The organism is Actinomadura nitritigenes (genome assembly GCF_017573545.1).
GTDB classification, from domain to species: Bacteria; Actinomycetota; Actinomycetes; order Streptosporangiales; family Streptosporangiaceae; genus Spirillospora; species Spirillospora nitritigenes.
On record NZ_JAGEOK010000004.1, the window covers coordinates 294,569 to 318,905 of the forward strand.

21 protein-coding genes are annotated in these 24,337 nt (G+C 72.1%); 8 read left to right on the forward strand and 13 right to left on the reverse strand.

Features of this window, described 5'->3' with window-relative positions:
• Window positions 1–6: 6 nt before the first annotated feature.
• A complete protein-coding gene (locus tag J4557_RS07690; RefSeq protein ID WP_208265721.1) occupies window positions 7–1,521 on the reverse strand; it encodes an alpha/beta hydrolase in 1,515 nt (504 codons plus the stop codon).
• A gap of 83 nt (window positions 1,522–1,604) precedes the next feature.
• Between J4557_RS07690 and J4557_RS07695 the strand changes: the two genes are divergently transcribed.
• Window positions 1,605–1,874, forward strand: a complete 270-nt coding sequence (locus tag J4557_RS07695) for a hypothetical protein (RefSeq protein WP_208265722.1) — start codon at window positions 1,605–1,607, stop codon at window positions 1,872–1,874.
• Window positions 1,875–1,965: 91 nt separating this feature from the next.
• On the opposite strand, the gene J4557_RS07700 is transcribed toward J4557_RS07695, so the two are convergent.
• Window positions 1,966–2,685, reverse strand: a complete 720-nt coding sequence (locus J4557_RS07700) for a Type 1 glutamine amidotransferase-like domain-containing protein (protein WP_208265723.1) — start codon at window positions 2,683–2,685, stop codon at window positions 1,966–1,968.
• 43 nt (window positions 2,686–2,728) lie between these two features.
• Complete coding sequence (locus J4557_RS07705) at window positions 2,729–6,565, reverse strand: replicative DNA helicase (protein WP_208265724.1); 3,837 nt, start codon at window positions 6,563–6,565, stop codon at window positions 2,729–2,731.
• A gap of 335 nt (window positions 6,566–6,900) precedes the next feature.
• Here J4557_RS07705 and J4557_RS07710 point away from each other — a divergent pair, with 335 nt between their 5' ends.
• Entirely contained in the window at window positions 6,901–8,220 is a 1,320-nt protein-coding gene (locus J4557_RS07710) for an MATE family efflux transporter (protein ID WP_208265725.1), read from the forward strand.
• A gap of 73 nt (window positions 8,221–8,293) precedes the next feature.
• Entirely contained in the window at window positions 8,294–8,482 is a 189-nt protein-coding gene (locus J4557_RS07715; protein ID WP_190863092.1) for a hypothetical protein, read from the forward strand.
• Window positions 8,483–8,510: 28 nt separating this feature from the next.
• Here J4557_RS07715 and J4557_RS07720 read toward each other — a convergent pair whose 3' ends face one another.
• The 6 genes from J4557_RS07720 to J4557_RS07745 form a co-directional block, all read right to left on the reverse strand.
• Window positions 8,511–9,524: a peptidoglycan recognition protein family protein gene (locus tag J4557_RS07720; protein ID WP_307799511.1), complete on the reverse strand. Its 1,014-nt coding sequence runs from the start codon at window positions 9,522–9,524 to the stop codon at window positions 8,511–8,513.
• Window positions 9,525–9,867: 343 nt separating this feature from the next.
• Window positions 9,868–10,314: a 50S ribosomal protein L9 gene (rplI, locus tag J4557_RS07725; protein WP_208265726.1), complete on the reverse strand. Its 447-nt coding sequence runs from the start codon at window positions 10,312–10,314 to the stop codon at window positions 9,868–9,870.
• Between the two features lie 17 nt (window positions 10,315–10,331).
• A complete protein-coding gene (gene rpsR / locus J4557_RS07730) occupies window positions 10,332–10,568 on the reverse strand; it encodes a 30S ribosomal protein S18 (protein WP_019631633.1) in 237 nt (78 codons plus the stop codon).
• A gap of 73 nt (window positions 10,569–10,641) precedes the next feature.
• Window positions 10,642–11,220 carry a single-stranded DNA-binding protein gene (locus tag J4557_RS07735; protein WP_208265727.1) on the reverse strand — a complete coding sequence of 193 codons (579 nt, stop codon included), beginning with the start codon at window positions 11,218–11,220 and terminating at the stop codon, window positions 10,642–10,644.
• Window positions 11,221–11,257: 37 nt separating this feature from the next.
• Window positions 11,258–11,548 carry a 30S ribosomal protein S6 gene (gene rpsF / locus J4557_RS07740; protein ID WP_151540987.1) on the reverse strand — a complete coding sequence of 97 codons (291 nt, stop codon included), beginning with the start codon at window positions 11,546–11,548 and terminating at the stop codon, window positions 11,258–11,260.
• A gap of 216 nt (window positions 11,549–11,764) precedes the next feature.
• Window positions 11,765–11,929 carry a hypothetical protein gene (locus J4557_RS07745; protein WP_208265728.1) on the reverse strand — a complete coding sequence of 55 codons (165 nt, stop codon included), beginning with the start codon at window positions 11,927–11,929 and terminating at the stop codon, window positions 11,765–11,767.
• A gap of 259 nt (window positions 11,930–12,188) precedes the next feature.
• On the opposite strand from J4557_RS07745, the gene J4557_RS07750 reads away from it, so the two are divergent.
• From J4557_RS07750 to J4557_RS07760, 3 genes are all read left to right on the forward strand, one after another.
• Window positions 12,189–12,497 (forward strand): hypothetical protein, encoded by a 309-nt coding sequence (locus J4557_RS07750; RefSeq protein WP_208265729.1) that lies wholly within the window; start codon window positions 12,189–12,191, stop codon window positions 12,495–12,497.
• A 158-nt stretch (window positions 12,498–12,655) separates the two neighbouring features.
• Window positions 12,656–13,423: a deoxyribonuclease IV gene (locus J4557_RS07755; protein ID WP_208265730.1), complete on the forward strand. Its 768-nt coding sequence runs from the start codon at window positions 12,656–12,658 to the stop codon at window positions 13,421–13,423.
• Between the two features lie 263 nt (window positions 13,424–13,686).
• A complete protein-coding gene (locus J4557_RS07760; protein ID WP_208265731.1) occupies window positions 13,687–14,073 on the forward strand; it encodes a DUF4190 domain-containing protein in 387 nt (128 codons plus the stop codon).
• Between the two features lie 33 nt (window positions 14,074–14,106).
• Here the strand turns inward: J4557_RS07760 and J4557_RS49355 are convergent, their stop codons facing one another.
• Window positions 14,107–14,580 (reverse strand): barstar family protein, encoded by a 474-nt coding sequence (locus J4557_RS49355; protein ID WP_208265732.1) that lies wholly within the window; start codon window positions 14,578–14,580, stop codon window positions 14,107–14,109.
• Between the two features lie 294 nt (window positions 14,581–14,874).
• On the opposite strand from J4557_RS49355, the gene J4557_RS07770 reads away from it, so the two are divergent.
• Both J4557_RS07770 and J4557_RS07775 read left to right on the forward strand, forming a co-directional pair.
• Window positions 14,875–15,366 (forward strand): hypothetical protein, encoded by a 492-nt coding sequence (locus J4557_RS07770; RefSeq protein WP_208265733.1) that lies wholly within the window; start codon window positions 14,875–14,877, stop codon window positions 15,364–15,366.
• Between the two features lie 129 nt (window positions 15,367–15,495).
• Window positions 15,496–16,422, forward strand: a complete 927-nt coding sequence (locus J4557_RS07775; RefSeq protein WP_208265734.1) for a MerR family transcriptional regulator — start codon at window positions 15,496–15,498, stop codon at window positions 16,420–16,422.
• A gap of 55 nt (window positions 16,423–16,477) precedes the next feature.
• On the opposite strand, the gene J4557_RS07780 is transcribed toward J4557_RS07775, so the two are convergent.
• From J4557_RS07780 to J4557_RS07790, 3 genes are all read right to left on the reverse strand, one after another.
• The gene (locus tag J4557_RS07780) at window positions 16,478–17,920 is read right to left on the reverse strand and encodes a glycosyltransferase family 87 protein (protein ID WP_243775409.1); all 1,443 of its coding nucleotides are present in this window, start codon (window positions 17,918–17,920) and stop codon (window positions 16,478–16,480) included.
• A gap of 163 nt (window positions 17,921–18,083) precedes the next feature.
• The gene (locus J4557_RS07785; RefSeq protein ID WP_243775410.1) at window positions 18,084–20,459 is read right to left on the reverse strand and encodes a transglycosylase domain-containing protein; all 2,376 of its coding nucleotides are present in this window, start codon (window positions 20,457–20,459) and stop codon (window positions 18,084–18,086) included.
• A 736-nt stretch (window positions 20,460–21,195) separates the two neighbouring features.
• Window positions 21,196–23,625 carry a transglycosylase domain-containing protein gene (locus J4557_RS07790; protein ID WP_208265735.1) on the reverse strand — a complete coding sequence of 810 codons (2,430 nt, stop codon included), beginning with the start codon at window positions 23,623–23,625 and terminating at the stop codon, window positions 21,196–21,198.
• Window positions 23,626–24,337 lie beyond the last annotated feature (712 nt).

A 24,337-nucleotide genomic window follows, 5' to 3' on the forward strand; every position in this document is an offset into this window, starting at 1 on the left:
CCCGGGTCAGCCGATCGGCATCGTCACGGCGATCGGCCAGGCCAGCAGGACGCCGCCCACCAGCGCCGTCACCCACACCGGCGCGCGGACGGCGCGCAACGCCGCCGCCTGGACGCCCTGCCAGACCAGCAACCCGGCGATCAGCGGCGCCGCCAGCAGCACCAGCCACGACACCAGCCCGAGCGCCGCGGCGAGCGCCAGACCCGCCAGCGCGCCTGCCGCCGTCCACGCGTGGATCAGCGCGGCGGCGCGCGCGCTGTATCCGTCGCACAGCAGCTCGATCCCCGCGAAGAACACCATGGCGCACACGACGACCGGTATCAGCGCCCACACCCTCGGCCCGACCGGAACGGCATGCGCCCACCCCAGCTGAGCGGGCACGGCGAACGACACCACGGTCAGCACGACCAGCACGGCGGCGGACGCGACGATCCGCGGCCGTCCCAGCCCCTCACGCCCCTTCCCTCGCATGACCGGCAACGCGGCGCACAGGAGACCGACGACGCCGAAGAACCCGGCCAGCGGCCCCGCGACCCCGACCGGAAGCACCCCACGCGGAATCGCCCCCACAACCCCGACCGCCGCAAGAACGGCCACCACCGGCACCCCCAGCGCGAGGCCCAGAGGAAGCTTCGCGACCGCGCCGCGCTCACCGGCGGGCCGCCCCAGCAGCGCCGACGCGATCGCCGCGAAGCTCAGCACCGCCGCCAGATGCAGCAGCATCGCCGAACCCGCCCGCTGGAAGGGCCGGATCCCGACGCGGGGCGCCCCGCCGGCGCGCCCGAAGGCCCGATCGAACCACGCCGCGACCTCGCGGTGCGTCCGCGGCTGGAAGAGGACGCCCACATGCTCGGCGCCGCCCACGATGACGGCCCGCCGCGCCGTCCCGGCACGCGGATCCCCGTACGTGACCCCCGCCCGCCCCTGCGGGTACGCCGCCCGCAACGCCCCGACGGCCCCGTCCCGGTAGCCGGCGAACTCCAACCCGCCCGCGATCAGCAGCAGATCCCGCGGGCTCGACGCCGACCCGCCGAAGGGCATCGCCCCCTGCGAGATCGCCACCGTCGCCGCCACGTCCGGATGCGCGCCCGCGTAACGCACCGCGGCCGCCGCGCCCATCGAATGCCCGAGAAGCCCGATCCGGTCCCCGTCCACCCCCGGCACGGCCCGCAGATGGCGGACCGCGACGTCCAGGTCCCGGTCCAGCCGCGCATCCGCCGCCGGCCCGTCCCCCAGGCCCGGCAACCGCTCCGTACTGGCACCGCCGCCCGCCAGGTCCACCAGCTCGACCACGTACCCCCGCCGCGCCAGCGTGTCCGCGAAGCCCCGCATGAGCTGCATGCTCGACGCCAGACCGGGCGCGACCACCACCCCCGGAAGCCGCCCCGCCGCGCCGTCCGGCCGCACCACCTCGACCGGCACCCCGGACACCACCGCGGACCGCCGCTCGATCCCCCGGTCCGCCGTCCCCAGCCCGACGCCCCCCGCAACGGCCGCCACGACGGCGACCACCACGCACACCCACCGACTCCCCTGCACCCCCAGATGGACGTGACCGAATCCACCCGAGTTCCCCGAAACACCCGCGTCACTAGAGTCGTGGCGTGGCGACGCGCAGGCACCGATGGCCGAAGACACGGGACGGCATCGAGGACGCCGCTCTGCTCATCCTGGAATGGCTCGCCGAACAGGGCGTCAACGCCCTCCTCAGAGTGGACGCCGAACGCCTCGCCGAAGGCCGCCCCGCCTGGACCTTCGCGGCGAGCAGCGGCCCCTTGCCTCACGGCATACGCGCCGACGGCGCCACCGCCGACCAATGCCTCTCCAGAGCACTGGCCGAACTGCGCGCCGCCGGAATCACCGTCCCCATCTGAAACCCGCCCCGAACACCGTCACACCCCCGCCGATTCCGGCAACCCCCAAGACGCCCCGCAACCCGCTCACGCAGCCCCTGCCGCTGGGCGCTCACGGAAGGCGTAGTTCCGCTTCTATCGCCGTAACCCGGTCGGGCCGGACGTGCCACGCGCGGCGACCGGGCAACACAGCCAGTGCCCTGTGCAAGTGGGTGCCGACGTAGTGGAGGCCGACACCGTCTTCGGTGGCGTGGCCCGCAGGCAGCAGCCCGTCCGCCACCGCCTGCCGGTACCGTGCCCGGCGCGGCTGGTCGGGCAGGTCGTCGTGGACGCCGTTGCTGAAGGGCAGGAATCCGAGGCCGTCGTCCAGCACCGACAGCGAGTCACCGAAGGAGTCGGTCACGCCTCCGGAGTGCCGGCACAGGCTGCCTGCGCTCCGGCCGGCGAGGACGACTCCCTTGTCCCAGCACTCGCGCAGAATCTCGTCCAGGCGGTGAGCACGCCAGACCGCCAGCAGGTTCACCACGCTGCCACCGGACACGAAGACGACGTCCTGCTTCAGCAGGTGCGCGGCCGTGTCAGGGACGTTGGGCCGGACGAACAGCTCCAGGTGCGTCAGGTCGGCGGGCCTGTATCGCGAGGCCCGTTCGTACCAGCGGTCGATGTAGGGGCGCTGGTCGCCCACGGCCGTCGCGATGTAGCAGACCCGCGGGCGCGCGACCTCGGCCAGCCGCATCGCCTGGCCGATCTGGTCGCCCAGCCGCTCGGGCGGCAGATCGCCGGGCGGATGGACGATGCCCGAGCATGCCAGGATCTGCGGAGGGCGCCCCATGATCGGCATTATGGCGCGGGGCGGCGGTCTCCTCGATGGGGCGTTATTGGGCCATGTCGACGAAGCGGCTGTAGTGGCCCTGGAAGGCGACCGTCACCGTGGCGGTGGGGCCGTTGCGGTGCTTCGCGACGATCAGGTCGGCCTCGCCCGCGCGCGGCGACTCCTTCTCGTAGGCGTCCTCGCGGTGCAGCAGGATCACCATGTCCGCGTCCTGTTCGATGCTGTTGTGGAGGGAGACGCCGTTGGCGAGGAAGTTGTGCAGACCGAGCACGGTGGCGTCGTAGACGTCTTGCTCACCGATGCTCTCCACCTCGGTGATCTCATCCCAGAACACATCGTTGGTGCACAGCATCTCCAGTTCGGTGCTCTCCAGCACGCTCGCCACGCGACCGAGGCGTGCACGGCTGGGAGCGCGCTTCCAAAGGCTGCTGCCGCAGAACTCGGTCCCGATCGCCGCAGCGAACTCCCGATGGGGCATTTGTTGCTCGGCAAGAATCCGTCGAACGTCGTCCCAGACTTCCATGGGAACGGTGTCTCGGTTGGTGTTGGCTCGCAGACGTCGAAGGTCTTCCGCGGCTCTGGCGGCCACCACTCCACGTGCGCCGTGCACCCGTACGGCGTCGAAGAACGCCAGTTGGTTCTCGGCGCCGTACAGATGTAGCTGATAGCCGGGACGGTAGTCCCCCTTGATGACGGTCTTCACGCGGGAGTGTATGCCGAAGCGCAGGAGAAGCCTGGAAACGTCCTCGACCAAGCGTCGGCTCGTGGACGCGTAATAGACGCCGCATCGTCGTCGGCGGGCGTCCCAGTGGACGCATCCATCGGTCGCCCACAGGTGCCTGAGGAAGAGCGCGATCTGCCCCTTCGGCAGAGCGAACACCGGCGCGGGCACGAACTTCTCGTGCGAGCGCAGCCCGAACAGTCCCAATCCGTCGAGCCACGCGGCGATCGGGTTCCGGCGGCCGTGCGTGAGCCGGTGCGGCGCAGGAAGGCGCAGTGTCGTCACCCGAGCGGCTGCGTACTCGTCCCTGACGGCTGTGATGCCGAAGTGTCCGGCCGCCTCGGTCACCGCCCGCAGGCAGGCTTCGTCCTTGCTGGCATAGCGAATTGGCTGGCGCTTGACGAAGGAACCGTCGCCGATGAGGTGAGCGAGGAGCACGACCTCGGCCTCGGGCCAGGCGACGGGCTTCAGCGGCGGCGGCACATGCCTGGCGGTCGCGACGCGCGCCCCGGGCTCCAACTCGCCCAGGGGCGTCCAGCCGCCATAGGTGAGGAAAGGATGGTTGGCAGTGGCCTCGATCTGCTTCCCGGAGGCCAGCGTCACGCGGAAGACCTCCTTGCGTCCGCTCGGAAACGCGTGGGTCATCGTACGAGGAACGAACTTCAACCGCTCGTCCAAGGCCCAGACCGGAACGTCGCGGGCCCCGCTCGCGAGCAGTTCCCCGATCGTGACCTCCTCGTTCGTGTCCGCGCGCATGAGGCGGGTGGAGGCGGTCACGCACCCCGATTCGCGCAGGTCGGACACCATGGGCTTCTTGTCGGTTCGCTGCTCGGGACCACGGTTGAGCTGCGACAGCGCGATGACGGGGACGCCCAGCTCCTTGGCGAGCAGCTTCAGCGAGCGGGAGAACTCCGACACCTCGACCTGGCGGCTCTCGACCCGCTTGCCGGACGTCATCAGCTGCAGGTAGTCGATGATCACCAGGCGGAGGTCGTGCTGCTGCTTCAGCCGCCGGCACTTCGCCCGGATCTCCATCATCGACATGTTCGGCGAGTCGTCGATGAACAGCGGTGCCTCGGCGACCTCGCTCATCCGCCGGGCGAGGCGCGTCCAGTCCTCGTCCTGCATGGTGCCGGACCGCATGGCGTGCAGCGCCACACGCGCCTCCGCCGACAGCAGCCGCATCGTGATCTCGTTGCGGCCCATCTCCAGGCTGAAGAACGCCGAGGTCAGGCCGTGCTTGATGGACGCGGCGCGGGCGAAGTCGAGCGCGAGGGTCGAGTTGTGCGTCGGGACGCAGGAGCGCCCGGCGAGGTACATGTGGTCGGCGTTGTCGACCTGGACGCACCGGACCGGCACGCTCGCGACCGGGCGCACGTCCACGATGTGCCGCATCCGCGCATCGGGGTGCGCGGCCGTGCGGTGCCGGTCGGTCGAGTGGCGGGCCCGGAACACCGGCTCGTCCGGGGTGAAGGCGATGTGGTGCACCGGCTCGTCGCGGGGGTCCAGGACGGCGAGATGGCCGAGGCCGACGAGGAGTTCGCGGATCCCCTCGGCGAGCCGCGGGGACGGGAGGGCCACGTCGACGCGCCCGGCCGGGGACGTCTTGCCGCACGTGTCGAGGAGCCCGGCCAGCAGCGCGCGCCGCTGGGCGGCGGACGCCCGCAGGTAGGCGGCGGGGACGTGCCTGCCGTCCAGCAGGCCGAGGGCGGCGAGCCGCCCGTCGAGGCCGGGCAGGACGTAGCAGCCGGGGAGGGGTTCGGGGACGACCGGCTGCCCGGCCAACTCGACCTCGGTGATGACGGCCCCGTCGAGGCAGGTGATGCGGCCGTCGCCGTCCTCGCCCGCGCCGAGCCACACGCCGAGGACGTACGGGTCGACGGGCAGGTCGGCGTCGGGCAGGTCGAGCGCGGCGGCGACCTCGACGGCGTGGCGGCGCGCGCCGCGGCGCAGGTCGGCGAAGATCTCCTCGGTCGTCCGGATCCGGGCCGGCCCCGACGGGTCGGCCGCGCGCGCGCCGGCGCGGCGGTTCCGGCAGGCGATGCCGCTGTGGCGGGCGGCCTCCACGGTGATCTGGGAGCCCCATGGAGTGGCGGTGGCGACGACCGGGGCGGGAGTCCGGGCGGTGAGGTGCGCGACGGCCCTCCGGTGCGCGGCCGCGCCGTGCCGGGCGTGCGGGCCGCAGGTGGTGGGCGGCGCAGCGTCCCCGCCTGGAGGACGCTCGGTGCCGTGCGCGGGCGTCGTGATGTCGCGGGGCGCGCCGTGCCCGTCGTCGGTGACGGTGCGCCACTGGTGCTCGGCGTCGGCGACGATGACCTCGCCGTCGGAGAACTCGATCTCGTAGCAGGGGCGGCCGTGCATGACCTCGGTCGCCGCGACCACGCGGGTCGGCCTGCCGTCCGCCCCGATCAGGTGGTCGCCTACCGCGACCCGGCCCATCGTCGTCCAGCCGGTCGGCGTCGGAAGCGGCGTGTCCAGCTCGAGCGCCTTGCCCATCGCGGGGCGGGCGGCGACGACGATCATCTGGCCGGGGTGCAGGCCGTTGGTGAGGGCGTCGAGGTCGGCGAAGCCGGTGGGGCAGCCGACCATCTGGCCGCCGCGGCTGCCGATCGCCTCGATCTCGTCGAGGGCGCCGGGCATGATCTCGCTGAGCGGCACGTAGTCCTCGCCGGCGCGCTTCTCGGCGATGGCGAAGACCTCGGCCTGGGCGCGGTCGAGGACCTCGTCGGCGTCGGCGCCGTCGGCGGCGTAGCCCATCTGGACGATGCGGGTGCCGGTCTCCACGAGGCGGCGCAGCACCGAGCGCTCGTGGACGATCTTGGCGTAGTAGCCGGCGTTCGCGGCGGTGGGCACCGACGAGATGAGCGTGTGCAGGTAGGGGGCGCCGCCGATGCGGCCGATCTCGCCGCGCTTGGTCAGCTCGCCGGCGACGGTGACGGCGTCGGCGGGGTCGCCGCGGCCGTACAGGTCGAGGACGATGTCGTAGATGATCTGGTGCGCGGGGCGGTAGAAGTCCTGGGTGCGGAGCACCTCGACGACCTCGGCGATGGCGTCCTGGGAGAGCAGCATGCCGCCGAGGACGCCCTGCTCGGCCGCGATGTCGTGCGGTGGGGTGCGTTCGAACTCCTGCTCGTGCGGTCCGAGCTCGGTGACGCTCACCTGGCGCACCCCCTTCCTCCCGGCCGCCGGGCGCCCCGTCCGCCCCTCGCCGACCGTTCCTCATCACGTCTACCTCAGGCGTCGGACATTCTCCCGAGCCCACGCGGGTGAGGGCAAAGCAGCGTGTGGACGAACCTGTGGAATACCTGTGCAGACACGCGGGACACGTTGTGCACGACCTGTGGACAACTCTGGGGAAAGTTCGTTCGCTGCTTTTGGCGGTACCGCGTGAGCTGCGAGAACGTCGTCCACCGGGTGTGGGGAAGAGAAAGTCGGGCGATCCGGGTGATGTAATGTGTGAACTTCTTTGAAGAGTTACAGAGGCCGGAGAGCGCATGGTGAGGTTCCGGGCGAGCCGGCATGACCGGGAGATCCTGCGGCTGGCGGTGCCCGCGTTCGGCGCCCTCGTCGCGGAACCGCTGTTCCTGCTGTCGGACTCGGCCATCGTGGGCCATCTCGGGACGGCGCAACTCGGCGGTCTCGGCGTCGCCGGGCAGGCCCTGAACACGCTGGTCTACCTGTGCGTCTTCCTCGCCTACGGTACGACGGCGGGCGTCGCGCGGCAGATCGGCGCGGGGGACCGGCGGGCGGCGGTGCGGCAGGGCATCGACGGGATGTGGCTGGCGGTCGCGATCGGCGCGGTGCTGATCGCGGCGGGCTGGCCGCTGATCCCGCCGATCGTGGACGCGTTCGGCGCGTCCGCCGCGGTGGCGCCGTTCGCGGAGACGTACCTGCGGATCAGCCTCTTCGGGATCCCGTCGATGCTGGTGGTGCTGGCCGGGACGGGCGTGCTGCGCGGCCTCCAGGACACCCGGACGCCGCTGGCCGTCTCGATCGGCGGGTTCAGCCTGAACCTGCTGCTCAACGCGGTGTTCGTGCTGGTGCTCGGGTGGGGGATCGCCGGGTCGGCGTGGGGCACCGTGCTCGCGCAGACCGGAAGCGCGGCGGTGTACGTGGCGGTGGTGCTGCGCGCGGCGCGGCGGGAGGGCGCGCCGGTCCGGCCGGACTGGGCCGGGCTGCGGACGTCAGCGACGGCCGGGCTCGGGCTGCTGCTGCGGACGGCGGCGCTGCGGATCGTGCTGATCGTCGGGACGTCGATCGCCGCGCGGATGGGCGACGCGGAGATCGCCGCTTACCAGGTCGGGTTCCAGGTGTGGACGCTGCTGGCGTTCGCGCTGGACGCCATCGCGATCGCGGGCCAGGCGATCACCGGACGGTACCTGGGCGCGGCGGACGTCTCCGGGACCCGCGACGTCACCCGCCGGATGGTCGGCTGGGGCGTGGCGTGCGGGGTGGTGTTCGGGCTGGCCGTGCTCGCTGTGCGGCCGTGGCTGCCGGACCTGTTCACCTCCGACGGCGACGTCCGGCACCTGCTGCTGGTGTCGCTGGTGATGGTCGCGGTGCTGCAGCCGGTCGCGGGCGTGGTGTTCGTGCTCGACGGAATCCTGATCGGGGCGGGCGACGGCGCCTACCTGGCGGTGACGACGCTGGTCGCGACGGTCGTGTTCCTCCCGGCGGCGCTGCTGCTGTACGGGGCGGACGCGGGCATCGTCGGCCTGTGGGCGGCGATCGGGCTGTGGATGGCGACGCGGATGGTCACGCTCGCCCTGCGGGCCCGGGGCGACCGGTGGATGGTGACGGGCGCCGTCCGGTAGCGGTGCCGGGGGAGCGCCGGAGGATTTCCGGAAGCCCACCCGCCTCACCCATCCCACTCGCTACTATTCGAACATGTGTTCCACCCACGGCGAGCGGATGGCCCGGCTCACGCAGGCGATCGACGACCTGGCGGCGGAGGGCCTGGCCGGGCTGCCGCCCGAGACGCTGGTGGAACGCGTCGCCGGCATCTGGTCGCTGGTCGAGGGCATCGACCCCGAGATCGCCCGCCGCCGCACCCGCTACACCACGCCCGAGAACTGACCGGCCGGCCGCGCGCCGCCCGGCCGGATCACCAGTTCAGGTTCAGCAGCCCAGGCCAGTCGTCGTCGTCGTGGTAGTACTGGCTCGGGTTCCCGGGCCCGTAGTCGTCGCCGCCGTTCGGCTTCGGCGGCGGCTTGGGCTTGCTCTTCGGCTTCACCTTCGGCTTCACCTTCGGCTTGCTCTTCGGTTTGCTCTTCGGCTTCGGCGCCGCCGCCGCCGAGCCCTCCAGCCGGTCCGCGACCGCCCTGCGCAGTGCCGGCAGCCGCGAGTACAGCACGTCGCCCGGACACGAGGTCTCGTTGTAGTCGCGGTGCCCGACGATGGCCTCGCCCGGGTCGAGGTCGTACGCCCGGCAGAGCCAGACGCACACCTCCATCAGGGAGGCCCACAGGCGGCCGGGGGGCGCCGTGTTCATGTAGTTGCCCTCGTTCTCGATCCCGAGGGTGTGCTCGTTGTTGTGCAGCACCTGGGCGCCCACCGCCAGGTCACCGGCCCGGATGGACGCCAGGCTCCGGTTGCGGCCCTCCATCACGGCGCCGCCCCGGCTGATCGTGAGGTGCTGGCCGCTGTCGTCCCAGCCGCGCTTGTCCATGTGGAAGTTCTGGATGTACCGGGACAGGCTGAACGCGTGCCCGAGCGAGAGGTCGGTGGAGTTCCCCGTGTCGGTGTGGTGCACGACGATGTGGTCCGGCGCGCGGTCCAGGATCTTGGCGGGACGCTTGGGCGAACGGGCCGACCACTGCGCGCGCGTGTAGATGTGGGGTGCGTCCGCCGTGAAGAGGGGCGCACGCTCGTCGAGCAGGCGGCTGGCGGCCGCGTCGGACGGCACCGTGCCGTCGGGCGGCACCGTGCCGGTCACGCCGTCCAGGTCCGGGCTCGCCGGGGCACCGTCCGCCATCGCCCTGTCGCCGAACGGCGACCCGAACGCCAGGACCTCCAGCAGCCCCGCCCCCACCACGCCGCCGATCACCGACCGGCGCGTCACCGCCGTCCCGTCGCGTTCCCGGCCGGCCGCGCCGTCCCCCGAATGCGCGATCAACACCGTCCCCCTTCGCCCCCGATGAAGTGATCACGGAACGTCATGGCCGCTCAGACGATCACCGAAACACCGGGCGGTTCAGGGACGTTTCACATGAAACCCAGAGAGATCTGGGAGAGGGAAGCCCTGTTCTTGTGCAAGAGATTGCAGGAAAAGGGGACGACCCGGACCGGGGGCGGACGCCCGGCCGGACGCAGAACGACCCCCGCGCCCGGGTTGATCCCGGTACGCGAGGGTCGTCCTGAACGCGTGCGCCGGCGGCCGGCGCGGGCTCCCGCGGCCTCGGACCTCCGCCGTCGGCGGGGTCTCCGGCCTCACCCTTTCAGGCGGAGCCCTTCAGGCGGCCTCAGGCCTCGACGACGTTGACGTCGATCGTGGCGTTGACGTCGCTGTGCAGCCGCACGCTGACGCGGTGGGTGCCGACCGTCTTGATCGGGTTGCCGATCTCGATCCGGCGGCGGTCCAGCTCGGGGCCGTCGGCCGCGCGCACCGCGTCGGCGATGTCCGCGGCGGTCACGGCGCCGAACAGGCGGCCGTTGCTGCCGGTCCGGGTGCGCAGCGTCACCCGCAGGGCCGCCAGCTGGCCGGCGACCTCCTTGGCGTGCTCGACGGTCGCGATCTCGCGGGCCGCGCGGGCCTTCTTGATCGAGTCGATCTGCTTCTCGGCGCCGCGGGTCCACTGGATCGCGAATCCGCGCGGGACGAGGTAGTTGCGGCCGTAGCCGTCGCGGACCTCGATGACGTCGCCGGGCTCGCCGAGCCCGGAGACCTGCTGGGTCAGGATGAGCTTCATGATCGTTACCCCCGGCCTCAGCGCGCGGTGCTGGTGTACGGCAGCAGCGCCATCTCGCGGGCGTTCTTGATCGCCGTGGCGACGTCCCGCTGGTGCTGGGTGCAGTTGCCGGTCACCCGCCGGGCACGGATCTTGCCGCGGTCGGAGATGAACTTCCGCAGCAGGCCCGTGTCCTTGTAGTCGACGTAGGAGATCTTCTCCTGGCAGAAAACGCAAACCTTCTTCTTCGGCTTGCGGGGAGGTGGCTTCGCCATCGTGGTGCTCCTTCGAGAGAGCCCCGCTCACGCGGGAATGGACGTGGATGTGTCGTTCAGTCTTGCCGGACGGCTAGAACGGCGGGTCGTCGGAGAAACCGCCGCCCCCACCGCCGCCGCCGCCGGTGGCCCAGGGGTCGTTGGCCGGGGCGCCCTGCTGGCCGCCGCCGAAGCCGCCGCCGCCGCCACCCTGGCCGCCGTCACCGAAACCGCCGCCCTGGCCACCGCCGCCGCCGAAGCCGCCGCCGCCCTGGCCGCCGCCTCCGAAGCCGCCGCCGCCGCCCTGCCGCTGGGTCTTGTTGACCTTGGCGGTGGCGTTGCGCAGCGACGGGCCGACCTCGTCGACCTCGATCTCGAAGACGGTGCGCTTCTCACCCTCGCGGGTCTCGTACGAGCGCTGCTTGAGCCGCCCCTGCACGATCACCCGCATGCCGCGCTGCAGGCTCTCGGCGCAGTTCTCGGCGGCCTGCCGCCAGACGTTGCAGGTGAGGAAGAGCGCCTCGCCGTCCTTCCAGTCGTTCGACTGGCGGTCGAAGAACCGCGGCGTCGACGCGATGCGGAAGGACGCGACCGCCTGGCCGCTGGGGGTGAAGCGCAGGTTCGGGTCCTCGACGAGGTTCCCGACGATCGTGATTACGGTGTCGCCTGCCATGGGGCTCGCTCCGGCTGGTGTGAGGGCTGAGCCGGGCTCAGTGGACCTCGGGGCGGATGACCTTGGTACGGAGGATCGACTCGCTCAGGTTGAGCTGCCGGTCGAGCTCCTTGACCGTGGCAGGCTCAGCCGACAGGTCGACCACCGCGTAGATGCCTTCGGACTTCTTCTGGATGTCGTACGCCAGGCGCCGCCGGCCCCAGACGTCGACCTTCTCGACGCTGCCGCCGCCGTCCTTGACGACCTTCAGGAACGGGTCGAGCGCCGCGTTCGCGGTGCGCTCGTCGATGCCGGGGTCGAGGATCGCCATCAGTTCGTATCGACGCATGCTGTGTCCCTACCTCCTCTGGACTGGCGGTCACGGTCTCTCCGTGACAGGAGGGCTCTTGCGTCCCCCACGGCCGCGCCGGGCCCGGATTAGCCGGGCGCACATGCCGCGGGACCGGTACAGGCTACCAACAGTCGGCAGCGTACGAGCCGGTTCCGGGTCGGCAGCGGACCGGGCGACGCCCGGCGCCATGGCGGCCGGGGGACCGGGCCGCGGCTAGCGCCGGGTGGCCGGATGGCCGGGCGCCCTGCGGCGCCGCCGATCCAGCTCCGCCATGATGTCGGCCATCCGGGCCCGCATGCGGGCGGTCTGGGTCGTCAGCATGGACAGCTCCTCGACGAGCTCCGCGTCGCCGATGACCCCGAGTTCGCTGGAGTTCATCGCCTCGCCTCCGCTCCCCGGCCCGCGCGGGCCGGCACGCTCTCCCTCACGTCGCGCTCCTCCCGGACCCGGCGTCCCCCCGGATCCCGGCCGGTGTTCTCGAATCCATGTTCGACCGTACCGGGTGGCGCCGACATTTCCGAGCGGCCCTTCCGGTTGATCTTCCTGTCCGCTGGGCATTCCTTTACCGCACATGGTCCGTCCGGTCCCGCGTTCACCATGCGCACCGCGCGGGGCACCACGAAGTGAGGAGGTCCCGATGCCAGAGCACGCAGCCGGCAGTGGGCACGCGACCGCGGAGAGCCGGGCCGAGGCCGAGAGCCACCGGCTCCAGGACGTCCTCGCCGTCCTGGCGTTCACGCTGGGGATCGCCGCGCTCGTCCTCGGCGGGGGCGTTCCCTCGGCCCACTTCGTCGGCCTGCTGGTCGGCATCATCGGCCTGCCGCTCGCGCTCGTCTCGCAGATGATCTCGGCGACGACCAACGAGCGCTGGCTGAACGTCATCGGCATGGTGGGGTCGTTCGTCGGCGCCGGCTTCGCGATCAGCCACGGCGGCTTCTCGCTCTGACCGCACCCCCGGCGCCGCCCCCGCCGGCCCGGCGCGACCGCGCCTCCGGCCCCGGAGGCCGCTGACGCATGCCCGCGGACGGGCATCGGCCCGGGGCTCCCGGGCCGCGGAGCGCGTTGCGGACCGAAACGTCGGACGGCGCGGCTAACCTCGGTGCCATGCGCATCGGAGCCCACGTCGACCAGACCAACCCGCTCGACAACGCCCGCGCGGTCGGAGCCGACGTCGTCCAGTTCTTCCTGGGCGACCCGCAGGGCTGGAAGAAGCCCGTCCTGCCGGAGGGCGTCGAGGCGCTGGAGGGCTCCGGCGTGGACGTCTACGTGCACGCGCCGTACACGATCAACGTGGCGACCTCGAACAACCGGATCCGGATCCCGAGCCGCAAGAACCTCGCGCAGCAGCTGGAGGCGGCCGCGTCGATCGGCGCGAAGGGCCTGATCGTGCACGGCGGCCACGTGCTGAAGGACGACGACCCGGAGACCGGCTTCGAGAACTGGCGCAAGGTGTTCGAGCGCACCGAGTGCCCGATCCCGGTGCTCATCGAGAACACCGCGGGCGGCGGCAACGCGATGGCCCGCAGGTTCGACCGGATCGCCCGGCTGTGGGAGGTCCTGTCCGGCGTCCCGGGGCTGGACTCCAAGCTCGGGTTCTGCCTCGACACCTGCCACGCGCACGCCGCCGGCGAGGAACTGGTCGACGCGGTCGACCGGATCAAGGCCATCACCGGCCGCATCGATCTCGTGCACTGCAACGACAGCCGGGACGCGTTCGGCTCCGGCGCCGACCGGCACGCCAACCTCGGCAGCGGCAGCATCGACCCCGAGCTGATCCTGACCGTGGTGCGGGCGGCGGACGCGCCGGTCGTGGTGGAGACGCCCGCCGCCGGCCAGGCCGCCGACATCTCCTGGCTGCGCGACGAACTCTGACCTCCCCCGGCTTCCGGCGGCCCGCCTCCGGCGGGGGCCCGGCGCAGGCCGGCGGGCACCGGCGCCGCGCGGCGGGCGAACACTCCTGGCAAGATCAGGCCAAGGGGGGAACCCGGACGGCTCGCGGGGCATCCAACCCATTGACGACCGGCATGGCGACAAACTCGCGATGGCACGTCACACTGGCATAATCCGGAACCTCAGCCCATCAGCGCACGCGCGTCCTCTCGGCGGCGGGCGCGCGAACCGATCGGGAGCCCCCCATGGCCCAGCCCCCGTACGATCCCTACGGCTACGGGTCGAACGACCCCTACGCTCCCCAGCCGTACTCGCAGCCGCCCGTACAGCACCACTACTACGGCGGCGCGGCGCCGGTCAGCCGCGGGACCAACGGCATGGCGACCGCGGCGATGGTCCTGGGCCTGATCGGCATCGTCAGCTGCGGTACGACGTCCATCCTGGCGATCATCTTCGGGCACGTCGCGCAGAGCCAGATCAAGCGGACGCACGAGGAGGGGCAGGGCATGGCCACGGCCGGCCTGATCCTCGGCTACATCGTGACCGGCCTCTGGCTGATCGTCTGGGTCTTCTACCTCTGGCTGTGGGCGATCGTGTTCGGCAGCGCCGCGACCACCAGCACGACGTACTAGGGCCGGCGCGCCCCGCGGCGGCCCCAGGCGCCTTCACTCGAACGCTAGCCGGGGGACGCCCGCGACCTCCACGCCCACGCTCGCCAGCAGCACCACCATGGGCGTGGAGGTCTCCCGCCACGTCTTGACCGCGCTTCCGAAGACGTCCAGGACGGTCCGGAACGCGCTCTGGTCGGCGTCGGCGAGTTCCGACCACGACTCGTAGAGGACGAGGTAGCCGCTCTTGGCGGGCGTCCACGACAGGTCGGACAGGCAGTCCTCCAGGGCGTCCCAGTTGCCGCCGAACCAGTCGGGGAACTCGAAGGCCTCCGCGCACACCCGCAGGAACCCGTCCTTGTCGCGGGCGCGGCGGCCGTCCAGGTGGACGGCGTGCCAGCCCGCCTCCTCGGCCCGCTCCGTCCAGGACGTGTCGCCGACCGCGCCGGGGACGGCGGGCGTCCGCCACTGGTAGACGCCCGGCCGCAGCCGTCCGGCGAGCAGCTCGTCCAGTGCTCGATTCGCGTTCACGTCGTCTCCCGGCAGTCGTCCTCCCCCGCGCGCGCGGGACGCTCGGGGCCGCGCGCCCCGCCGGCCGCGATCATCCCCGGCATTCACCTACGAAATCCTCAAGACGCCGCAATCGTCCCGGCGATCCCGACGCGCCCGCGGCCGCCCCGTCGTGCCGCGGCTCGGCCCGGATCGGGCCTTCCCGAGGGTTGACGGGCGCCGCCCCCTACCCTAATCTCTCTTATATCGAGAGACTCTGAAGAGGAGCTGCTCTCGGAGCGAGGTAGTTGCCCGATTCCGTGAAGGAAGCCAGAGATGAACACCACGCCCACCACCACCACCGACAACAACACCGCCGGCGACCAGGCCACCGAGCGCGTCCACGCCTACTACGGCTCCGTCAAGAAGCTCGGCCACTGGACCGGCGCGCGCCGCTTCGAGGTGCGCGCCCGCCGCGCCTCGGCCGTCCTCGACCTGCGCTCCCCGCACATCCCGGACGGCGACATCGAGATCGAGATCGGCATCGACCACTCGATGGTCAAGCTGCTCGTCCCGCAGGACGCCGAGATCGACCACTGGGACCTGCGCTACACCGGCCGGGGCCGCGTCAAGGACTGGACGGGGGAGAACGGCGGCGGGCGCCGGATCCGGATCACCGGCGAGATCAAGCACGGCGAGATCCGCGTCCACCGCGGCGGCGTCGCGACCCTGTCCGCGCTCTTCACCAAGGAGTTCGTCCAGGACGCCCGGCGCGCCCGCCGCGAGGGCACCACCCCGGCCGTCGCCGACCCCTCACACGCCGGCTGACCGATCCCCTGCGGAGAGCGCGCACGGCCTCGCCGTGCGCGCTCTCCGCGCGTCGCGGCGTGGCGGGTTCGCGGACGCCCCGCGAACGGGCTTGAGTCTCCACCGACTGGAACCCGCAAGGTGGAGGACATGGACGGCGACACCCTGTACACGATCGGGGAACTGGCCCGGCGGACCGGCCTCCCGGTCCGGACGATCCGGTTCTACTCCGACGCCGGCGTGGTGCCGCCGACCGACCGGTCGCCGGCCGGCTACCGGCTCTACGACATCGCGGCCGCCACCCGCCTCGACCTCGTCCGCACGCTGCGCGACCTCGGCGTCGACCTCGACACCGTGCGGCGTGTGCTGGCCCGCGAGGTCACCGTCGGGGACGTCGCGGCGACGCACGCCGAGGCGCTCGACGCGCAGATCCGCACGCTCCGGCTGCGCCGGGCCGTGCTGCGCGCGGTGGCGAAGCGCGGTTCCGCCCCAGAGGAGGTCCAGCTGATGCACAGGCTCGCCAAACTGTCCGACGAGGAACGCAACCGGATCATCACCGGATTCATCGACGAGACGTTCGCCGGGCTGGAGGTGAACCCGGAGTTCGCCGCGAAGATGCGCGCGGCACTGCCGGAGCTGCCCGACGACCCGTCGCCCGAGCAGGTCGACGCGTGGGTGGAGCTGGCGGAACTGGTCGGCGACCCCGGCTTCCGCGCCGCCGTCCGGCGGATGGCGGAGTTCCAGTCCGAGGAGTCCGCGCGCGGCGGCGCCCAAGAGGGCTGGCAGGACCTCACTGCCGTCACCGTCGAGAAGGTGAGCGCGGCCATCGACGGCGGCGTGGACCCGGCGTCGGACGCCGCCCGTCCCGTCGTGGACGGCCTCGCCGCCACCTACGCCGACGCGTTCGGCGAGCAGGACGGCCCGGACTTCCGCGCCCGGCTGCTGCACCGCCTCGAGGTCGGCAGCGACCGGCGCGCCGAGCGGTACTGGCAGCTGCTCGCCGTGATCAACGGCTGGCCCGTCCCGCCCTCGCTGGTCCCGGTGTTCGAGTGGTTCATCGCAGCGCTGCGCCGCTGACGCCGCGCTGCGCGGCTGACGCCCGGACACCGCACCGGCGCGGCGCGGCGGGGTGTCAGACCGTGTCGACGGCGAGGTGCCGGGCGCCGCGCCACCGGCGGAGCGACACGACGTCGTCCGCGCCGTCGAGCACCCCGCCCGCCGGGTCGTCCTCGCCGCCCGTCCGCACGATGTCGCCGGACGGGCGCAGGACGTCCCACACCACCAGCACCGCCATCGCCAGCACCGTCACGAACCGGGCGAGCAGCGCGAGGGTGTACACGTCGTGGCTGATCCCGCCCGCCGGGGCGCCGAGGTGCGCGGCCGCCGACAGCGTCGACGACAGGTCCGCCCCCGGCACCTGCAGCGACACCGACATCAGGTACCACCAGATGCCGAAGAAGTAGATGATCTCCCCGACCTGCCAGACCACGAACGCCGGCACCTTCGGGCGGGCCAGCACCGCGAGCGGCAGCAGCCACAGCACGTACTGCGGCGACCAGACCTTGTTCGGCAGCATGAACGCGACCAGCACCAGGAACATCAGCTGCGGCAGCCGCGGACGGCGCGGCGCGGCGAGCGCCAGCACCGCGATCCCGGCGGCGAGCACGAGGAACGTCCCCGTCCCCGCCAGGTTCAGCTGGTCGGTGTCGGACGCGAGACCGGACAGCCCGTGGTCCTGCAGCACGAAGAAGATCGAGCCCCAGTCGATGCCGCGCTTCTGGCTGAAGCCGTAGAACTCGACCCAGCCGTCCCACGCGAACACCATCACCGGCACGTTCACGGCCAGCCACGCGCCGGCGGTGCCCGCGAGCATCCGCCCCATCGCCCGCCACCGCCCGGCGCGGACGCACAGCAGTACCAGCGGACCGAGGAACAGCAGCGGATAGAACTTCGCCGCGATCGCGAGCCCGAGCATCGCGCCCGCCAGCGCCGGGCGCCGCGCCGACCACGCCGCCAGCCCCAGCGCCGCCAGCGCCACCGCCAGCAGGTCCCAGTTGATGTACGCGGTGAGCAGCAGCGACGGCGACAGCGCCACCATCAGCCCGGCGCGCAGCGACCGCCGCCCCGCCGCGTACGCCGTCGCGAGCACCGCGACGATCGCGAGCACCGCCAGCAGCAGCGCCGTGACGTTGTAGAACGCCATCCCGCGCTCGCCGGCCCCGAACGGCTTGACCAGCCACGCGACGAGCTGCATGAAGCCGCCGCTCAGCACCGGGTACTCGACGTGGTGGATGTCGGAGCCGGTGAACGAGTCGAAGTACGGGATCTTCCCGTCGTTCAGCCCGCGCACGTAGTACAGCGGGTACACGTCCGTATAGCAGGCGTTCTTCGTCGTCTGGATGAAGTCGAACTTCACCGACGCGCACGGCCGTTTCTGCAGCCAGCCGAGCGCGCACACCGCGGCCGCGACGCCCGCCAGGACCGGCGCGAGCCGCGCCACCCGGCCGCGTTCCCGCGCGGGGCCCTCCCCGGCCCCGGCGCCGGCCATCGCGACCCTCTCAAAAGACGACGACATGGACAGCAGACTATTGGTCGGCGCGCAAAGAACGCGCCCGCGCACCGCCCGTGCCTCCGGACGTCCAGGAAACCCTCGGGAAAGTCCTCCGGCGAACTCCCCGGAAAGCGGAACGGCCCGGAGCCGCCATGGGCTCCGGGCCGTTCCGTTCACGCACCCGCGGTCAGAAACCGTTCGGACTGGTCGGGTTCTGCTGCTTGCATTCGGTGGCGTCAGGGTGCTGGTCGCACCACCACTTCGGCGGCGGGTTGGTCGGCGGCTTGTTCGGATCGCAGGCGACAGGCATGCCGAGCCGGTTGCACGGCTGCCCCGTCGCCGGGGCCGTCGGCGTGTTCGTCGGGTCCGGCGACTTGCTGTGGCAGGGCTGCCCGTTCTGCTGCTGCCCCTGGCCGTTGTTGGTGCAGGTCGGCGTGTTCGACGGCGTCGGGGACGTCGTCGGCGACGTCGTCGGCTCCGGCTTCGCCGCCGCCCAGGGGGCGATGCTGCCGCCGTAGACCGCCGGCGGGAACGGCGTGATGTCCTTGCCCTCGAGCGCGTGCAGCATGAACATCTTGAACAGCTCGGCCGGGACGGTACCACCGTAGACCTGGCTGTAATTGCCGACGCCGACCAGGGACAGGCGGTTGCCCTTCTTGTCCTGCCGCCACATCGCGGCCGCCGTCACCAGGTCCGGCGTGTAGCCGACGAACCAGGCGGACTTGTTCTGCGAGGACGTACCGGTCTTACCGGCGACCGGCCGGGCCCCGAGGCTCGCCTCCTTACCGGTACCGGACGTGACCACCGCGCGCATCGCCTCCGTGGCGTCCGCCGCGACGCCCGCGCTGAACACCTGGGTCTTCTTGTCGCCCCAGGGCTCCTTCTTCAGCAGCTTGCCCGCGTCGTTCCGGACGGGATTGCCGTTGACGTCGGTGATCGATTGGATCACGTGCGCCTGACGGTGCACGCCGCCGGCCGCGAACGTCGAGTACACCGACGCCATCGTGACGGACGTCGCGTCGATGACACCGAGGGGCAGCGAGGTGTAGGGGCCCGTGCTGGGATTGAGGCCCGGGGTGTTCGCCGGGATCCCCATCTTCACCGCCATGTCGACCACCTTGTCGAGCCCGACCTTCTGGCCCAGGTCGACGTAGGCGGTGTTGATGGACTTCGCCGTCATCTGCTTGAGGTCGAAGACGCCGTTCTCCGAGGGGCTGTCGTTGGTGAACGTCGCACCGTTGATCGTCCGGCGGTAGTGGCCGTCCATCGTCGTCTTCAGGCTGACGCCTTGGTCGAGGGCGGTGGCCAGCACGATCGGCTTGAACGACGAACCCGGCTGCACACCGCCCTGGAAAGAGTCGTCGAACTGCTGGGTCTCGAAGCTCGGACCGCCGTAGGCGGCCAGGACCCCGCCGGTCTTCGGGTCGATCGCGGTGAGCCCGAAGTGGATGTCGCTCTTGAACCCCTTCTGCTGCTTGAGCTGCTTGACGGCCGTGGCGGTGTAGTTCTGCAGGTCCTTGTTGAACGTCGTCCTGATCCGCAGCCCCGCGGTCTCGGCGCGGGTCTGGGAGATTCCGAGTTGCTTGAGCTCGTTGACGACACGGGCGGTGAGGTATCCGGTCTGCCCCGTGGCCTTGACGTCACTCCAGTTCTTGTACGTCTTCGGGAACGTCGCCTTGGCCCGGTCCTCCTGCGACATCCACTTCTTCTTGACCATCCCGTCGAGGACGTAGTTCCAACGGGCGATGAGCGCCTTCTTGGCCGGATCGGTGTCGGGACCGTAGGACTTGAAGTAGCCCGGCTGCTGGATCATGGCGGCCAGCATCGCGGCCTGCGGGGCGGTGATCTCCTTGACGGGCTTGTGGAAGTAGGCGAGTGACGCGGCCTGGACACCGTACGCGCTGCGCCCGAAGGGGACGGTGTTGAGGTACTGCTCGAGCACCCAGTCCTTGGACTTCTCGTTGCCCAACCGGACCGAGATCAGGATCTCCTTGAGCTTGCGGCTGACCGTCCGCTCCTGGCTCAGGCCCTGGTAGTAGTTGCGGGCGAGCTGCTGGGTGATCGTCGAGGCGCCGTTGACGTCCCCCCCGGTCGCGGCCCGGTACAGCGCGCCGGCGATGCCGCTCGGCGAGATGCCGGGCTCGTTGTAGAACTCGCGATCCTCCGCGGCGAGCACCGCGTGCTGCACGACGTCGGGGATCTGCTTGAGGGGCAGGATCTGGCGGTGCATGCCGACCCGCGCGAGCGTCGTCTTGCCGTCCTCGTAGGTGATCACCGCCTCCTGCTTGGTGGCGTCCTTCTGCGTGGCCTGCGGGATCGGGGTGTTCGCGTACGCCACCGCGACGAGCGTCGCCATCCCGAGGATGCTCACCGTGACGACCGCGACGACGATCTTCCAGTTCGGGACGTATTTGCGCCAGCCGGTCTTCTTCGGCTTCTCCTTGCGCCGCCCGCGCCTGCCGCTGCGTCCGCCGCCGCCCCCGCCGGGACCGCCCGGCCCTCCGGGGCCGCCCGGCCCCCCCGGACCGCCCGGACCTCCAGGGCCGCCGGGCCCGGACCGCATGGCGTTCGGCGGTGCGGCGCGGCGCCGCCCTCCGGGGCCACCGGGATTACCGGGGCCGCCCGGCCCGCCGGTCCGCGCGGGACCCGCGCCCCGCCCGGCCGGCCGCGCGCCGGGCCGCGGCGCGGCCCTCCCGGGCGTCGGCGCGCCCATCTGCGAGCCGCGCGGCGCCCCCTGGGCTCCGCGCGGCGTGCCCTGACCCCCGCGCGGCCCGCCCTGGGACATGCCCGGGGCGCCGGGGCGGGGGGAGCCCCTCCTCGGAGGGGGGCCCTCTCCGTATTCGGGTCCGTAACGGCTTGGGTTGCTCACGCGACCTCATCAACTGGGGTACGGCTTTGCGTCGTCCGAGCGTACTGCTCGCCCGGAGGCGTAGGGGGCGGGGGAGGAACGACGCCCTCCCCCGTCCCGGACGAACGCACTGGAACGTGCCCGTTGAGTCCGGGATGTCCGGACCGCTGACGGGCGGGGCCGGGCGGGCGGGACGACCTGCCCCGCCGTGGCCCGGCCTGCCCCGGCGCATCGGGGTGCGCGACGTCCGCCACCGCGCCGCACGGCGTTCCGCGGACATGGCTCATGTCACACCCCGATCCGTCGAGGGGGCTCTGGTCGCGGCCGGGGCGGGCCGGGTCCCGTCTCCCTGCGGGACGGGGCCCGGCCGTCGGCCATGAATACGTGCGCGGACGCCCCCGCCGGTTCATCCCCGGCCGGTCCGCTCGTGCCCGGTTCGGTCGCCGCCGGTTCATTCGGGCGGCCTCGCGAGCGGCAGCAGCGGCGCCACCGCCGCGCTGTTCGGCTGGTTGCCGCCCCGCTGCTTGCGGCACGCGGGGTCGCCCCGGTGGATCGTGCACCACCACTTCGGCGGCAGGTCGCTCGGCGGCTTGTTCGGGTCGCAGTCGGTCTGGAACGGCGACTGGCACGGCTGCCCGTTCCCCTGGTTCCCGCCGTTCCCGTCGCCCTGGCAGCGCGGGTCGTACTTGCCGATCGGGCTGTTGCACCACGGCGGCCGGTTGTCGTGCTTCTTCTTCTTGGGCGGCAGCTTCGCCCACTTCTGGACGATGCCGCCCCAGACCGGGTTCGGGAACGGCTCGATGTCCATGCCCCTGGTCGCCTGCGCCATGTAGGACCGCCAGATGCGCGCCGGGATCGTCCCGCCCTCGACCTCGCCGATCTGCGGCAGCACCACCGACTGCTTCCGGTGGTCCGGCCCGAGCTTGTCGTTGTACATCGTCACCGCGGTCGACACCTGCGGGACGAACCCGATGAACCACGACGACACGTTCCGGTCGGTGGTCCCCGTCTTGCCCGCGGCGGGACGGCCGTCCGGCAGCGCCGCCGCCGTCGCCGTGCCGCTCTTGATGACCTGCTGCAGCGCGTACGTCGCGTCCGCCGCCACCTTCGGGTCGAACACCCGCCGGGACGTGACCTTCGGCTTCAGCCGCAGGGTCCGGTTGTCGCTCTGCTTGACGAGCCGGATCACGTGGGGCTCGTGGTACACGCCGCCGTTGGCGAACGCCTGGTAGCCCGCCGCCTGCTCGATCGGCCGGATGTCGTTGACGCCCAGCGCGAGGTTCAGCTGGTGCTTGTAGCCCTCCAGCATGGTGGACGCGACCCCGGCGTCCTCCGCCGTCTCGATCGTCTCCGGGACGCCCACCTTCGCGATGAGCTGGATGAAGGCGGTGTTCACCGACTCCTTCAACGCCGTGACGAGGTCGACGGCCGGCGCCACGTCATGGCTGTTCGGCACCACGACCGCGCCCGGCGTCCCCTTCGGGACGACGTTGCCGGTGGCGGGATCGATCGGGGTCTTCGACTTGCCCTCGACCATGCTCTTCAGGCTGTAGTTCTGCTTCAGCGCCGTCGCCAGCACGTACGGCTTCATCGCCGACCCCGCCTGCGCCGACCCGCTCCACACGTTGTCGAACGCCTGCTGCAGGTAGTCCGGCCCGCCGTAGAACGCCACGACCTCGCCGTTCGCGGTGTTCACCGACACCAGCCCGACCCGGATGCCCTTCTTCGCGAGCTTCTTCGGGTTCACCTGCGTGACGGTGTGCTCGGCGGCCTGCTTGGCCATCGCCATCCGCTTGCGGTCGAACGTCGTGTAGACCCGCAGGCCCTTGGTCGTCAGCTCCTTCTGGTCGATGTGCTCCCGGCGCAGCTCCTCCTTCGCGCGCATCAGCATGTAGCCGCGCTGGCCGCCGTACAGCTGGTCGCCGGTGCCCGCGCCCTTCACCTTCGGCACGTGCTGCATGTACCTGTCGGCGTCGGCCTTCGACAGCTTGCCCATCGAGACCATGCCCTTGAGCGTGTACTGGTACCGGCTCGTCACGTACGCCTGGTTGGCCTTGTCGGCCGGGTCCCGGTTGGCGTCCTGGATCATGCCGCCGAGCAGCGCCGCCTGGTCCGGCTTGAGCTGCCACACGTTGACGCCGAAGTACTCGCGGGACGCGGCCTGGATGCCGTAGGTGTCGCGGCCGAAGTAGATCGTGTTCAGGTACAGCTTGAGGATCTCGTCCTTGGACCGGCTCTTGTCGAGCTTCACCGCGATGAACAGCTCCTTGAACTTCCGGCTCATCGTCCGGTTGTTCGGGTCGGAGTAGTAGTTCTTCGCGAGCTGCTGCGTGATCGTCGAGCCGCCGCCGTGGCCGCCGGTCAGGTTGACCCACACCGCGCGTCCCGTGCCCTTGATCGAGAACCCGGGGTCGGTGCGGAAGCTGCGGTTCTCCGCCGCGAGCACCGCGTCCTGCACGAAGGTCGGGACCTGCTTCAGCTCGACGCTCTGCCGCTTCTTGCCGATCCGGCCGATCTCGGTGCCGTCGGTGTAGTAGAAGATCGACGCCTGGTCCTCGACACCCGCCACCGTGGGCTCCGCGGGCGTCGGCGTGTTCGCGTACGCCACCCCGATCATGGTGACGACGCCGGCGACGCCGAGCAGGAAGACCCCGGCCACGACCTTCCACGACGGGAGGAACCGGCGCCAGCCCGTGCTGCGCGACCGCAGATGGTCGACGAAGCCCTTCTTCGCGGCCCGCCGGCCGGGCGCGCCGGGACCACCGGGCCTGCCCGGTCCGCCAGGGCCGCCAGGGCCGCCGGGGCCGCCGGGGCCGCCGGGTGTGCCGCCGCTGCGGAACTTGGCCAGGACGCCGCTGACCGCGCCGAGCGCCGCGGTCACTCCCGCGCTGACGCTCGCGCCGACACCTGATCCGGCACCGCCCGCGGCGCCCGCACCACCGGCGCCGCCGGGTGCACCGAAACCGCCGGGCATTCCGGGCGAGTTGAATCCGGCCGGCCCGCCGGGACCACCCGGACCGCCCCGGCCCCCCGGGCCTCCGGGACCGCCCGGGCCTCCGGGACCGCCCGGGCCTCCGGGACCGCCCGGGGCGCCGGGACCGCCGGGACCGCCGGGCCCCATCGGCACGCCCGGGCCACCTGGACCCCCCGGACCCCCCGGGCCGGCCAGGCCACCGGGGGAGCCCATCGGACCACCCGGGCCCGCGGGACCGTTCGACCGCGGCGCACCGGGCGCGGAGCCGGGACCGGACGGGCCGGGGTGCGGCGAGATCGCGGCGCCGTGGAGGTCGGGCATGGTGAGAGGCCCGGGATCGCCGCCCGCCGGGGGACCCGCGTTGCCAGGGGGAGCGCTGAGCGGGCCGGGCGAACCGGCGCCGCCGGAGGGACCGGGAGCGCCGGGCCCGGACGGGGCGGGAGCGCCGAGCGGCCCTTGGCCGAGAGGATCCCTGGGGGGACCGGCGGACGGGCCGGACGCGGACGGGCCGTACGCGGGCGTCGCGGATCCGAAGGCCGGACCCTGCCCCAGCGGGTCACCGCCGTAGTCGTTCGGGGTGCTGCTCCGTTCCGCGGCACCCGCGCCGCCCTGGCCTCCG

Coding starts and splice junctions, on each gene's coding strand:
- J4557_RS07700 (WP_208265723.1), bottom strand. CDS start 2,685: ATGGGGCGCCCTCCGCAGATCCTGGCATGCTCGGGCATCGTCCATCCG.
- J4557_RS07710 (WP_208265725.1), top strand. CDS start 6,901: ATGGTGAGGTTCCGGGCGAGCCGGCATGACCGGGAGATCCTGCGGCTG.
- J4557_RS07715 (WP_190863092.1), top strand. CDS start 8,294: ATGTGTTCCACCCACGGCGAGCGGATGGCCCGGCTCACGCAGGCGATC.
- rplI (WP_208265726.1), bottom strand. CDS start 10,314: ATGAAGCTCATCCTGACCCAGCAGGTCTCCGGGCTCGGCGAGCCCGGC.
- rpsR (WP_019631633.1), bottom strand. CDS start 10,568: ATGGCGAAGCCACCTCCCCGCAAGCCGAAGAAGAAGGTTTGCGTTTTC.
- J4557_RS07735 (WP_208265727.1), bottom strand. CDS start 11,220: ATGGCAGGCGACACCGTAATCACGATCGTCGGGAACCTCGTCGAGGAC.
- rpsF (WP_151540987.1), bottom strand. CDS start 11,548: ATGCGTCGATACGAACTGATGGCGATCCTCGACCCCGGCATCGACGAG.
- J4557_RS07745 (WP_208265728.1), bottom strand. CDS start 11,929: ATGAACTCCAGCGAACTCGGGGTCATCGGCGACGCGGAGCTCGTCGAG.
- J4557_RS07750 (WP_208265729.1), top strand. CDS start 12,189: ATGCCAGAGCACGCAGCCGGCAGTGGGCACGCGACCGCGGAGAGCCGG.
- J4557_RS07755 (WP_208265730.1), top strand. CDS start 12,656: ATGCGCATCGGAGCCCACGTCGACCAGACCAACCCGCTCGACAACGCC.
- J4557_RS07760 (WP_208265731.1), top strand. CDS start 13,687: ATGGCCCAGCCCCCGTACGATCCCTACGGCTACGGGTCGAACGACCCC.
- J4557_RS07770 (WP_208265733.1), top strand. CDS start 14,875: ATGAACACCACGCCCACCACCACCACCGACAACAACACCGCCGGCGAC.
- J4557_RS07775 (WP_208265734.1), top strand. CDS start 15,496: ATGGACGGCGACACCCTGTACACGATCGGGGAACTGGCCCGGCGGACC.
- J4557_RS07780 (WP_243775409.1), bottom strand. CDS start 17,920: ATGTCGTCGTCTTTTGAGAGGGTCGCGATGGCCGGCGCCGGGGCCGGG.
- J4557_RS07785 (WP_243775410.1), bottom strand. CDS start 20,459: ATGCGGTCCGGGCCCGGCGGCCCTGGAGGTCCGGGCGGTCCGGGGGGG.